Origin of the sequence: Mesorhizobium sp. M1088 (genome assembly GCF_040318575.1) — a bacterium.
Lineage (GTDB): Bacteria > Pseudomonadota > Alphaproteobacteria > Rhizobiales > Rhizobiaceae > Mesorhizobium.
Genome location: NZ_JAMYMO010000012.1, coordinates 90,097 through 102,444, shown reverse-complemented (window position 1 = coordinate 102,444; position 12,348 = coordinate 90,097). Strand labels below are relative to the sequence as shown.

At 64.3% G+C, this 12,348-nt stretch carries 11 protein-coding genes and 1 pseudogene; 9 read left to right on the top strand and 3 right to left on the bottom strand.

Features of this window, described 5'->3' with window-relative positions; all coding sequences use genetic code 11:
- Positions 1 to 16: 16 nt before the first annotated feature.
- A complete protein-coding gene (locus NKH49_RS17210) occupies positions 17 to 1,462 on the bottom strand; it encodes an APC family permease (RefSeq protein ID WP_352926889.1) in 1,446 nt (481 codons plus the stop codon).
- 177 nt (positions 1,463 to 1,639) lie between these two features.
- On the opposite strand from NKH49_RS17210, the gene NKH49_RS17205 reads away from it, so the two are divergent.
- From NKH49_RS17205 to NKH49_RS17190, 4 genes are read left to right on the top strand one after another with little or no spacing between them, the layout of a single operon-like run.
- Positions 1,640 to 2,410 carry an IclR family transcriptional regulator gene (locus NKH49_RS17205; RefSeq protein ID WP_352767251.1) on the top strand — a complete coding sequence of 257 codons (771 nt, stop codon included), beginning with the start codon at positions 1,640 to 1,642 and terminating at the stop codon, positions 2,408 to 2,410.
- A gap of 29 nt (positions 2,411 to 2,439) precedes the next feature.
- On the top strand, positions 2,440 to 3,702 hold the full coding sequence (locus NKH49_RS17200) for a Tm-1-like ATP-binding domain-containing protein (protein WP_502907900.1): 1,263 nt from the start codon (positions 2,440 to 2,442) through the stop codon (positions 3,700 to 3,702).
- Between the two features lie 8 nt (positions 3,703 to 3,710).
- A complete protein-coding gene (locus tag NKH49_RS17195; RefSeq protein WP_352767894.1) occupies positions 3,711 to 4,361 on the top strand; it encodes an HAD family hydrolase in 651 nt (216 codons plus the stop codon).
- A gap of 21 nt (positions 4,362 to 4,382) precedes the next feature.
- Positions 4,383 to 5,735 carry an aminotransferase class III-fold pyridoxal phosphate-dependent enzyme gene (locus NKH49_RS17190; protein ID WP_352926887.1) on the top strand — a complete coding sequence of 451 codons (1,353 nt, stop codon included), beginning with the start codon at positions 4,383 to 4,385 and terminating at the stop codon, positions 5,733 to 5,735.
- Positions 5,736 to 5,748: 13 nt separating this feature from the next.
- On the opposite strand, the gene NKH49_RS17185 is transcribed toward NKH49_RS17190, so the two are convergent.
- The gene (locus NKH49_RS17185) at positions 5,749 to 6,618 is read right to left on the bottom strand and encodes a helix-turn-helix domain-containing protein (protein WP_352767520.1); all 870 of its coding nucleotides are present in this window, start codon (positions 6,616 to 6,618) and stop codon (positions 5,749 to 5,751) included.
- A 91-nt stretch (positions 6,619 to 6,709) separates the two neighbouring features.
- Between NKH49_RS17185 and NKH49_RS17180 the strand changes: the two are divergent.
- Together NKH49_RS17180 and NKH49_RS17175 are read left to right on the top strand one after the other, a co-directional pair.
- Positions 6,710 to 8,253, top strand: a pseudogene (locus NKH49_RS17180) (4-hydroxyphenylacetate 3-hydroxylase N-terminal domain-containing protein).
- A gap of 10 nt (positions 8,254 to 8,263) precedes the next feature.
- Complete coding sequence (locus NKH49_RS17175; RefSeq protein ID WP_352469640.1) at positions 8,264 to 8,773, top strand: flavin reductase; 510 nt, start codon at positions 8,264 to 8,266, stop codon at positions 8,771 to 8,773.
- A 6-nt stretch (positions 8,774 to 8,779) separates the two neighbouring features.
- Here the strand turns inward: NKH49_RS17175 and hpaR are convergent, their stop codons facing one another.
- Positions 8,780 to 9,190 (bottom strand): homoprotocatechuate degradation operon regulator HpaR, encoded by a 411-nt coding sequence (gene hpaR / locus NKH49_RS17170; protein WP_352767897.1) that lies wholly within the window; start codon positions 9,188 to 9,190, stop codon positions 8,780 to 8,782.
- Between the two features lie 224 nt (positions 9,191 to 9,414).
- On the opposite strand from hpaR, the gene NKH49_RS17165 reads away from it, so the two are divergent.
- Genes NKH49_RS17165 through hpaD form a run of 3 tightly spaced genes read left to right on the top strand, consistent with a single transcriptional unit; the run spans position 9,415 to position 12,329 of the window.
- Positions 9,415 to 9,801 (top strand): 5-carboxymethyl-2-hydroxymuconate Delta-isomerase, encoded by a 387-nt coding sequence (locus tag NKH49_RS17165; protein ID WP_352926885.1) that lies wholly within the window; start codon positions 9,415 to 9,417, stop codon positions 9,799 to 9,801.
- Between the two features lie 14 nt (positions 9,802 to 9,815).
- Entirely contained in the window at positions 9,816 to 11,333 is a 1,518-nt protein-coding gene (hpaE, locus tag NKH49_RS17160) for a 5-carboxymethyl-2-hydroxymuconate semialdehyde dehydrogenase (RefSeq protein WP_352926883.1), read from the top strand.
- Between the two features lie 15 nt (positions 11,334 to 11,348).
- Positions 11,349 to 12,329 (top strand): 3,4-dihydroxyphenylacetate 2,3-dioxygenase, encoded by a 981-nt coding sequence (gene hpaD, locus NKH49_RS17155; RefSeq protein WP_352469637.1) that lies wholly within the window; start codon positions 11,349 to 11,351, stop codon positions 12,327 to 12,329.
- The last annotated feature ends 19 nt before the right edge of the window (positions 12,330 to 12,348 follow it).

Sequence of the window (12,348 nt, the reverse complement as noted above, 5' to 3'; positions counted from 1 at the left end):
GCCGCCCCTCTTGATCTCAGTCCTTCAAAGGCTGTCCAAGCTCGGCGAAGGCCACCGGATCCCGGCTCTTCAACGCGCTCGCCAGCACAAGGCCAACCACGGCCGCGATCAGCACCAGCGCCGGCAGGAACACGCCGAGGAACCCGCCAGCACCGGACAGGCCGCCGAAATTGATGACGATCAGATAGATGATGATGACGAAGGCGATGAAGGTCAGCCCCGGCAGGATTGTGGTCTTCACCGCGTTCTCCGGACTGGACGGGTTGGCACGGAAGAACATCACGACGGCGAGCGAGGCCACCGCCATCATCACGATGACGCCGAGAGTGGCAACGTTGGTCAGCCACGAAAACAGCGCCAGCACCGGGTCAAGGCCAAGCACGGCGAAGAGCCCGACGACGACAGCGGCAAGCACGCTCTGGATGACCGAGGCGACATGCGGGCTCTGGTGCGTCGAATGGGTCACGCCGATGGTCCGCGGCAGGAGCTTCTCGCGGCCGGAAACATAGATGTAGCGGGCGACCGCATTGTGGAACGCCAGTACGCCGGCAAACAGGCTCGACACGAACAGGATGCTCATGGCGTGCGAGAGCATCGTTCCGGCGTAGCGGTCGGACAGGCCGAACAGGAACGTGGTCGGATCCTGAAGCCCCTGCAGCGCCGGCAGCAGCTTATCAACGCCGGCACCGACCGCCATCAGCCATGCGGTGACCATGTAGAAGACGCCGATCAGGATGACGGAGAAATATGTCGCCCGCGGAATGGTGACCTTGGGGTCGCGCGCCTCCTCGGCATAGATCGTCGTTGCCTCGAAGCCGATGAACGCGGCAAAGCAGAACAGGATGGCGATCGCCGGCGCGCCGCTGGTGATCTGGCTCCAACTGAACGGCGCCGCTGACAGTCCACTATCGCCTCCGGTCTTGACGATCGCCATGTCGAGGATCAGCACCACGACGTATTCGGCAAGCACCAGAACGGTCAGGATCTTGGCCGACAGGTCGACCTGCCTGTAGCCGAGCACGGCGACGATGGCGATGGCGATGAAACTCCACGCCCACCAGGGCAAGTTGATGCCCCAGCCGGCAAACAGCCCGGCGGTCGCGGCGCCCAGAAGGCCCATGACGCCGATCTGCATGGCATTGTAGGACAGGATTGCAATCAGCGCCGTGGCGCCGCCGGCGAGGCCGCCGAGCCCGCGCGCCGCATAGGCATAGAAGGCTCCCGCATTGCCGACATGGCGCGACATGGCGACATAGCCGACCGCGAACAACAGCAGCAGCAGCGTCACGATCAGATAGGTGCCGGCAAAGCCCGCGCCATTGCCCATCAGCATGCCGAGCGGCGTGCCGCCAGCCACAGCCGTCAGAGGCGCCGCTGCCGAGATCACCATGAAGGTGATGGCGCCAACGCCAAGGCTGTTCTTCCTCAGCCGGTTCGCTTCGCCGGCTTCAATTGTCGTCATCTTTCCCTCCAATTCCGCGCTGCGGAAGCCAAGTGTCCCTGAAATGTCGAGGCCCTGTGTCGGGCCGCCTTGTCGTTTCATTATTTGCAACGACATTTCGAATATAGACTTGCAAAGGAACCGGCTTCCTGTCAAGTTAATTCGCACGTTAAGTATCAGATGGAGGATCAGATACGCATGGGTACGGTGAGCAAGGCCATCACGCTGCTGGAAATGCTCGGTCGCGGCGAGCCCGAGACGGCGTTGGCTGACCTCGCCCGGCGCGCCGGCTATGACAAGGCAACAACGCGCCGGCTGCTGGTCTCCCTGATCGCGCATGGGCTGGTCGAGCAGGATGAAGCCACGCGTCTTTACCGGCTGGGCGCCGGTGTCGCGCGGCTGGCGCTGATGCGCGAAGCCCAGTTCCCCTTCCTGCGCATGGCGGTGCCGGTGGTCGAGGCGCTTGCGGCGGAAACCGATGAGACGGTGCACCTGTCGGAATATTCGAAGCGCGGCCTGATCACAGTCCATGTCGTCGAATCGACCAGGGCCAATCGCGTCAGCGTGCAACTCGGCGAGGTGCTGCCGATGCATGCGACGGCTTCTGGCATTGCGTTCCTGGCGTTCACGGAAGAGCGTATCCGAGACGCTGTTCTGGCCGGACCGTTGCCGGCCTTCACGCCCCACACAATAGGCGACGCGAAAACACTTGCCGAGCATGTCGCCGCCGCCCGCGCGCGCGGGCACTCGACCGGCTCGCAAGGCTTCGAGGAGGGCGTGCTCAGCGTCGCGGCGCCGATCCTCGGCGCCGACGGTTTTGCCATCGGCATCATCGCCGTCGCGGCGCCTAAGGTGCGGGTCCAGAAGGGCGAGATCGAGCGCTATGGCGCCAGTGTGGCGGCGGCTGCGCGCGTTATCAGCGAGCGGCTTTTCGGACGGCAGGGCCAGCCGGGCCGCAAGCGAGCATGACAACAAATACCCCTGCAAGGAGATGGACTGTGGAGGAGACACGCCGAATCCTGGTTATAGGCACCGGTGACACCAAGGCCGACGAATTGCTCTTCATGCGCGAGCGCATCGAGGCGGTCGGCGGTGTCGCCGTGATGATGGATGTGAGCGTGCTCGGCGATCCGCCCTACCAGCCGGCGCATGACAAGCATGCGGTGGGTCAAGCTGCCGACACGACCATCGAGGCGATCATCGCCAGCGGCGACGAGAATTCGGCGATGACGCTGATGGCGCTCGGCGCCTCGCGGCTTGCCCGCGCACTCTGCGACAAGGGCGAAATCGACGGTTTCATCGCGCTCGGTGGCTCGATGGGCACCGACCTTGCGCTTGACGTCGCGCTGGCGCTGCCGCTCGGCGTGCCGAAATTCGTCATCTCGACCATTGCCTATTCACATCTGCTGCCACCAGAACGGATCGCCACAGACCTGATGATGATCCTGTGGGCGGGCGGTCTCTATGGCCTCAACAGCGCCTGCAAGGCGGTGCTGTCGCAGGCCTGCGGCGCGGTGGTGGGTGCTTCGCGCGCCGTCGTCAAGCCGGACGCGCCGCGACCGAGGATAGGCATGAGCTCGCTCGGCAAGAGCTGTCTGCACTATATGGTGACGCTGAAGCCGGAGCTGGAGAAGCGCGGCTATGAAGTCATCGTCTTCCACACCACCGGCATGGGCGGCCGGGCGCTGGAGGCGATCGCCGCGCAGCGCGGCTTCGTCGCGGTGATGGATTTCAGCCTGCAGGAACTCGCCAACCAGCTGACCGGCTCGGTGGTGAATTCCGGCTCCGACCGGCTGGAAAATGCCGGTCGGCAAGGCATCCCTCAGATCGTGGCACCTGGCGCCATCGACATGGTGGATTTTCCGACCTGGCAAGCACTGCCTGCCCGTTTCTTCGAACGTCCGTACCATGCGCACAACCGCCTGCTCGCCTCGGTGACATCAGACGGCGAAACCCGCAAGGAGATCGCGCGCGCCATCGGCGAGAAGCTCGCCGCCGCAACCGGGCCGACCGCCTTCATCCTGCCGGCAGGCGGCATCCAGCAATGGGACCAGGAGGGCGAGCCGCTGCACGAACCGGAGGCGCTGTCGGCCTTTGTCGAGGAGATGCGCTCGAGCGTGCCCGGCAATGCCGAGTTGCACGAGATATCAGGGCACATCAACGACGCCGCCTTCAGCGCCAAGGCACTGGAGATCTTCGACCGCTGGGTCGCCGAAGGCATTGTGCCGCTGGGCGCGCCGGAAGGAACACAAGCTGCATGAGCGGGCCATTGCCAAAGGCGCTGGTGCTTGACTTCGGCGGCGTCGTCACCCGCACGCTGTTCGAGACGCACGCGCTGACCGAACGCGCGTTGGACTTGACGCCCGGCACGCTCGGCTGGCGCGGGCCGTTCGATTCGGAATCCGACCCGCTGTGGCGTTCCATGCAAGCCGACGAGATCAGCGAGCGCGACTACTGGAAGACGCGCACGCGTGAAGTCGGCCGTCTCGTCGGCGAGGACTGGGACGACATGTCGACTTTCGTGCAGCGGGCGCGCGGCACCGACCCGCAAGCGGTGGTGCGGCCAGAGGCGGAACGAGCGATCCGTGCGGCGCATGAAGCTGGCATCCGGCTCGCCATCCTCTCCAACGAGCTCGACTTGTTCTACGGCAACAGCTTTCGCGAGCGCCTGCCGCTGCTGTCGCTGTTCGAGACCATCATCGACGCCACCTACACGCATATCCTCAAACCCGATCCGCGCGCTTATGCGATGGTGAGCGAAGCACTGCACTTGCCGCCCGCGGCTTGCGTCTTCGTCGACGACCAGAAGCGTAACGTCGACGGCGCGGTCGCCGCCGGCATGCTGGCCGTGCATTTCGACGTCGCCCAACCGGGGCAAGGCTATGCAGAGGCGCTCGGCCATTTCGGCGTTGCGGCCTAAGAAGAAACGGAGTTCCCACCGATGCGCGACATCAACTTCCTCACCGAGAACAACGCCAAGCCGATCTGGCATCCGATGGCGCATCCGGCCGAGATGCGCGCGACGCCGCCAAAGATCATCATGAAGGGCGAAGGCGTCTCGGTCACCGATGCCGAAGGCCGCACCGTCCTCGATGCAGTCGGGGGCCTGTGGAACGTCAACCTCGGCTACAGCTGCGATCCGATCAAGAAGGCGATCGCAGCACAACTCGACGCCCTGCCCTATTATTCCGGCTTTCGCGGCACCTCGACCGGACCGTCGATCGAGCTTGCCTATGAGCTGTGCGACTGGTTCGCTCCCGAGGGCATGGTACGGACCTTCTTCACCTCCGGCGGCTCGGACTCGGTCGAGACGGCACTGCGGCTGTCGCGGCAATACTGGAAGATCAGGGGCCAGGGCGACCGGACGAAGTTCCTGGCGCTGAAGAAGGGCTATCACGGCACGCATTTCGGCGGCGCCTCGGTCAACGGCAACGCCAATTTCCGCCGCAACTACGAGCCGCTGATGCCCGGCGTTTTCCACACGCCAGCGCCTTGGACCTACCGCAACCCATTCGACGAGACCGACCCGGCGAAGCTGGCGAAACTCTGCGCGCGGGCGATCGAAGACGAGATCGCCTTCCAGGGCGCCGACACCATCGCCGCCTTCATCATGGAGCCGGTGCTCGGCGCCGGCGGTGTGATCGTTCCGCATGAGAGCTTCATGCCGATGGTGCGGGCGATCTGCGACCGTCACGACATCCTGCTCATCGCCGACGAGGTGGTGACCGGTTTCGGTCGCACCGGCGCCTGGTCGGGCTCGCGGCTCTCCGGAGTGAAGCCGGATTTCATGAGCATCGCCAAGGCGATCACCTCGGGCTACTTCCCGCTCGGCGCCACGCTGATCAGCGCCAAGGTTGCCGACGTCTTCGAGGCCGACAAGACCAGCTTCGGCTCGATCGGGCACGGCTACACCTATTCCGGCCATCCGGTCGGCTGCGCGGCGGGGCTGGCCACACTCGCCGAGACCAAGCGGCTTGCCGTCAACGAGAATGCGGCGGCGCGCGGTGTCGAGCTCGGCAAGGCGCTGGAGGCGCTGAAGGCGAAGCACGCTCTGGTCGGCGATGTGCGCTACCAAGGGCTGATGGCGGCGCTCGAACTGGTTTCCGACCGTGCCGCCAAGAAGCCGGCCGACAAGAAGACGATGAATGCCGCCGCAGAGGCCGCCTACAAGGCCGGCGTCCTGCTGCGCGTCTCCGGCAACACCATCATCCTGTCGCCGCCGCTGGTGATCTCGTCCGCCGATGTGGCAAAGATCGCCGAGGCTCTCAACGCCGGACTGACGGCAGCCGCCTGAGCGACGGTGACGCTCAGTCCTGACCGAGCCGCAGGCGTCGCCACGCCGCCGGCGAGAGGCCGACGGCGGCGCGGAAGAAGCGCGAGAAATAAGCCGGGTCGTTGAACCCGGTCTCATAGGCGATGTCCTCGACCGGGCGCACGGTGAACAGCAGCAGGCGCTTGGCCTCGACCAGCCGCCGCTCACCAACCGCCTGGCGTACGCCCGCGCCGAGCACCTGCCGCGCTGCCTTGTCGAGCAGATGGCGCGTGGTGCCGAGCGCGGCGACATAGCGCTCGACCGGCCAGTCGTCGCGAAAATGCCGGTCGATCAGACGCCGCAGCCGGCCGCCCAGCGCCACCGTCGCCGGCACCGCGACAGCATGCGACTGCGCATCGAGGCGGGCGATGCCCGACAATGCCACGGCGATCAGCGGCGGCAGGATTTTCTCCATACCGGGCAACCTGTCGGCATATTCCGCCTGGATCATCGTAACCGTATCACCCAACCTTTCCCAGAGGGCCGTTTCACCGCGTCCGGTGACGAAGACCGGCTGGTCGAGCGGCAGCGCGGACTGCTCAGCGATCGCCGCAAGGGCAGCATCGGAGACCGAGACAACGATGGCGTCGGCGCCCGTCTCGATGCTGAATCCGTGGACCACGCCGCTCGGCATGAAGCTCACCGTCGGCGCCGAAAAACTCCAGGTCTCGTCTTCGATCCGATAAATGCCGCTGCCGCCGGTCCAGAAGGTGATCTGCGCCATTTGCGGGTGCTTGTGCGCGAGAACCTGGCCGCGATGCACGGAGGCACGTGCAAGAACAGTCTCGACATGCAGGAATCCGACGTCGAGCGCACGCGCCGGTTTGCCGTAGACGAAGAATTCGGGAATGGCAGTCTGGCTCATGACGGCAAAAAAATCCAAGTGGTTCTATACTTTCGTCCATAAACCTTTGTCACGACGATCGCTACAGTTGACGCGTTAAAGGAGGATCATGATGCGATCGGAAGATTTCCGGGCCGACACGAAACGGCCGTTTACCGGTGCCGAATATTTGCAGAGCCTGCGCGACGGGCGCGAGGTCTATATCAATGGCGAGCGGATTGCCGACGTCACCACCCATCCGGCGATGCGCAACTCGGCGCGCTCGCTGGCCCGCCTCTACGATGCCTTGCACGATCCGGCGCGGCAGGCGGTGCTGACCTCGCCGACCGACACCGGTTCTGGCGGCTACACGCACAAATATTTCCGCGTCGCCCATTCCGCCGCGGATCTCGCCGCACAGCAGACCGCCATCGCCGACTGGTCGCGCATGTCCTACGGCTGGATGGGGCGCACGCCCGATTACAAGGCAGCACTTATGAACACGCTCGGCGCCAATGCCGAGTGGTACGGCCCGTTCAGGGACAATGCACTCGCCTGGCACAAACGCGCCCAGGAAGCGGCCCTGTTCATGAACCATGCCATCGTCAACCCGCCGATCGACCGCCACAAGCCGGCCGAGCAGGTGAAGGACGTGTTCGTGCACATCACGAAGGAGAACGACGCCGGCATCTGGGTGTCCGGCGCCAAGGTGGTGGCGACGTCGTCAGCGCTCACCCATTACAATTTCCTGGCGCAGAGCTCGGCGACGGTCACCGAGGACCCGTCATTGTCGGTGATGTTCATCGTGCCTATGAACGCGCCGGGGATAAAGATGTTCTGCCGCGTCTCTTACGAGCAGACGGCCAACACGGTCGGCCATCCCTTCGACTATCCGCTGTCGTCTCGTTTCGACGAGAACGATGCGATCCTGGTGCTGGACAATGTCTTCATCCCCTGGGAGGACGTGCTGGTGCTGCGCGATGCGCAGAAGATCCTCTCCTTCCACCCGGCGTCGGGCTTCATGCACGGCTATTGTTTTCAGGGCTGCACGCGCTTCGCCGTCAAGCTCGACTTCCTCGCAGGCCTGCTGGCGAAGGCGCTGCGCGCGACGGGCGGGGATGCCTTCCGCGGCAACCAGGCGGCCCTCGGCGAAGTAATTGCGCTGCGCCACATGTTCTGGAGCTTTTCCAACGCCATGGCGCACAAACCGATCCCATGGGCGAACGGCGCCGTGCTGCCCAATCTCGAGGCGGCGCTCGCCTATCGCACTTTCATGTCGGAGGCCTATCCGCGCGTTATCGATACGGTGCGCCGAGTCATCGCTTCGGGGCTGATCTACCTGCCGTCCTCGGCAAAGGATTCGACAATCCGGAGATCGACAAGTACCTTGCCCAGTACGTGCGCGGCTCCAACGACATGGGCCATGTCGAACGCATCAAGATCATGAAGCTGCTGTGGGATGCGACCGGCACCGAGTTCGGCGGCCGCCACGCGCTCTATGAGCTCAACTATGCCGGTGCGCCGGAAGAGGTGCGGCTGCAGGTGCTGAAGGGCGCTGAGCGCGGCGGGCGCCTGAGGGCGATGGAGGAACTGGTCGACACCTGCATGGCCGACTACGACGAAAAGGGCTGGACCGGCGACACCTGGCTGCCGCCGCTGCCGGCTGGCGCAAGCTGAGGTCCCGGCCATGGAGCCACAAGTTGCAAGGCTGGAGTTCCGTGAGGCGATGGCGCGGGTCTGTGCGCCGGTCAACATCGTCACGACTGATGGTCCGGCCGGCCGCGGCGGCTTCACTGCGACCGCCATGTGCAGCGTTTCCGACGATCCGCCGACGCTGCTTGTGTGCATGAACGAGCGCTCGGCGCAGACCGGCCTGTTCCTCGCCAACCAGCGTTTCTGCGTCAACGTGCTGACGCAGTTACACACCCATCTGGCGGCAAAGTTCGCCGGCACGATCCGCGACATGAGCGAGCGCTACAATGCGGCAAGATGGCAGACCATGCCGTCCGGCATGCCGGCGCTGCTCGACGCCATCGTCAGCTTCGATTGCGAGATCGGCGACGTGAACAAGGTTGGCACGCACAATGTGATGTTCGGCCGCGTCGTCGACATCCGCCACGGCAGCGACGAGGCGGCGCTGCTCTATGTCGGCCGCAACTACATGCAGCCGAGTGCACTCGGCAGTTTTGGCGGGTAGAGGCTGTCAAGTCTGGTTTTCGGATGATTCCGACTGGATCAGGTTTTCGAGCAGGTCGAGCAGGTGCTCATGCTGTTCGGCGCCGTAGCGCTGCTCGATCGCATCGTAGATGGCGATGCGCTCGGGCGACAAATCCTCGATCAGCGCCAGCCCGGCCGGGCTGATTGCGAGCAGCGCCCGGCGACCGTCATCCTTGACCTTGTTGCGGGTGATGAACTGCCGTTCCTCCATCGCCTTGATGATGCGGGTCAGGCTGGGCGGAAGGATCGAGGCGCGATTGGCAAGTTCGGTTGCCTCGAGCGGCCCGGCTTCGGCAAGCACACGCAGCACGCGCCACTGCTGCTCAGTGATGTCGTGTCGGGCAAGCATCGGCCGGAAATGCGCCATGATCACTTCGCGGGCGCGAAGCAGAGCCATGGGCAGGGAGCGGCGGGTGCTGGGCGGTAGCAAGGTCAGGTCTCCAAAAAATTCCAATTCCGGTACGACTCGCACCACACAATGAGGCTCGGATCGCAGCTATATCCGCGATTTCGCCGGGGGCGGCAATCCCACCATCGGGAGCTGTATCTGCATAGAGAACGACACTTGACATTCCGCCGTCAAGATGTAATTCACATGTTAATTACAAGGTGGAGGAAACCTTGCCACATATGGCGATCGAATATTCGGCGAATCTCGACGCCAAGGTCGACATCAGCGCGCTTTGCACGCTGGTCGCTCGCACCATCCTCGAAACCGGCCTGTTCGAACATGGCGCGGTGAGGGTACGCGCTTTTCGCGCCGAGGCATACGCGATCGCCGATCGCCTCCCCGAGAACGGGTTCATCGACATGAACTTCCGCATCGGCAAGGGCCGCAGCGCCGAGGAAAAGCAACGCACCGGCGAGGCGATCTTCACTACTGTTTCGGATCATCTCGCATCTCTGTTCACGACGCCGCATTTCGCGCTGTCGCTGGAGATCCGCGAGATCGATGCCGAACTAAGCTGGAAGAAGAATGCCATCCACCCGCGCCTGCGCGGCAAGTGACAGGAACCCATATCATGGCGGCATTGGACGACAATCTGAGAAAGGCCGAGGCCTATCTCGAGCGCTTCAGAAGCGCTGGCGTGCTCAACCAGATCGGCGGCGAAACCGTGCCGGCCGCCGACGGCTCGACATACGAGACGCTGTCGCCAATCGACCTGAAGCCGATCGCCAAGGTGGCACGCGGCAAGGCCGCCGACATCGACCGCGCCGCCAAGGCGGCGAAGGCTGCCTTCCGCGACTGGGCGGCGATATCAGGCGACGCCCGCAAGAAGCAGTTGCACAAAATAGCCGACGCCATCGTCGCGCGGGCCGAGGAAATCGCTTTCGTCGAATGCATGGACACCGGCCAGTCATTGAAGTTCATGGCCAAGGCAGCGCTGCGCGGCGCGGAGAACTTCCGCTTCTACGCCGACCGCGCGCCGGAGGCCCGCGACGGCCACACGATCCGCGCACCGAACCAGGTCAACATGACGACGCGCGTGCCGGTCGGCCCGGTCGGCGTGATCACGCCGTGGAACACACCTTTCATGCTGTCGACCTGGAAGATCGCGCCGGCGCTCGCCGCCGGCTGTACGATCGTCCACAAGCCAGCCGAGTTCTCGCCGCTGACCGCGCGGCTTTTGGTCGAGATCGCCGAGGAGGCCGGCCTGCCGATGGGCGTGTGGAACCTCGTCAACGGCTTTGGCGAGGACGCCGGCAGAGCGCTGACCGAACACCCCGACATCAAGGCGATCGGCTTCGTCGGCGAAAGCCGCACCGGCTCGATGATCATGAAGCAGGGTGCCGACACGCTGAAGCGCGTGCATTTCGAACTCGGCGGCAAGAACCCGGTCATCGTCTTTGCCGATGCCGATCTGGAGCGGGCGGCCGACGCTGCCGTCTTCATGATCTATTCGCTGAACGGCGAGCGCTGCACCTCGTCCTCACGCCTGCTGGTCGAGGAAAGCATCTACGACAAGTTCACCGCGCTGGTGGCGGAGAAGGCCAAGCGCATCAGGATAGGCCATCCGCTCGACCCCGAAACCGTGGTTGGCCCACTGATCCATCCGGTGCATGAGGAAAAGGTGCTGTCCTATATCGAGATCGGCAAGTCGGAAGGCGCTGTCGTCGCCGCCGGCGGCGGCAAGTTCGCCGGTCCGGGCGGCGGCTGCTATGTCAGCCCGACGCTGTTCGTCGGCGCCACCAACAAGATGCGCATCGCCCAGGAAGAGATATTCGGACCCGTGCTGACCGCCATCTCGTTCAAGGACGAGGCCGAGGCGCTGGCGCTGGCCAACGACACGCAATACGGCCTGACCGGCTATCTCTGGACCTCGGACGTCACCCGCGCCTTCCGCTTCACCGACGCGCTCGACGCCGGCATGATCTGGGTCAATTCGGAGAATGTGCGCCACCTGCCGACGCCGTTCGGCGGCGCCAAGAACTCAGGCATCGGCCGCGACGGCGGCGACTGGTCGTTCGATTTCTACATGGAAACCAAGAACATCGCGTTCGCCACGGCGCCGCATTCCATCCAGAAGCTCGGCGGCTGACCGGAGACCCCAACGATGCCCTTGCCCACACCCAATCTCTACCCGGCATTCAACATCGTGCGGCTCAGCCACGTCGAGCTGGCTGTTACGGACCTCGGTAAGTCGCGCGCGTTCTATGTCGACACGCTCGGCCTGCAGGTGACCGACGAGACCAAGGACGCCATCTATCTGCGCGCCATGGAAGAGCGCGGCCACCATTGCATCGTGCTCAGGAAAGGTGCCGCGCCGGAAGCCCGCGATCTCGGCTTCAAGCTGTTTTCCGACGACGATCTCGATAAGGCCGAGCACTTCTTCAAAGCCAGGGGTCTGCCTGTGAAATGGGTCGAGCGGCCCTACCAGTCGCGTACCTTCCGCACCCGCGACCCGCACGGCATTCCGCTCGAATTCTATTCCAGAATGGAGCGGCTGCCGCCGATCCATCAGAAGTATGCGCTGTACAAAGGCGTCAAGCCGCTGCGCATCGACCACTTCAACTGCTTCTCGCCCAATGTCGATGAATCGGTGGCGTTCTACAACGAGCTCGGCTTCCGCGTGACCGAGTACACGGAGGATGCCGCGACCGGAAGACTTTGGGCGGCATGGACGCACCGCAAGGGCGGTGTCCACGACATCGCCTTCACCAACGGCATTGGCCCACGCCTGCACCACGTCGCCTTCTGGGTGCCGACACCGCTCAACATCATCGATCTGCTCGACCTGATGGCCACCACCGGCTGGCTGCCGAACATCGAGCGCGGCCCCGGCCGGCACGGCATCTCCAACGCCTTCTTCCTCTATATCCGTGATCCCGACAATCACCGCATCGAGATCTATTGCTCGGACTACCAGACGGTAGATCCCGACCTAGAGCCGATCAAATGGGACCTCAAGGACCCGCAGCGCCAGACGCTGTGGGGCGCACCGGCGCCGAAGAGCTGGTTCGAGGAAGGCAGCACTTTTGCCGGCGTCGAGCCGCGCAAGTCCGATCTGGCGGCCTCGCCGATCGTCGCGCCGTGACGTCGGCTAACTGCAGGGG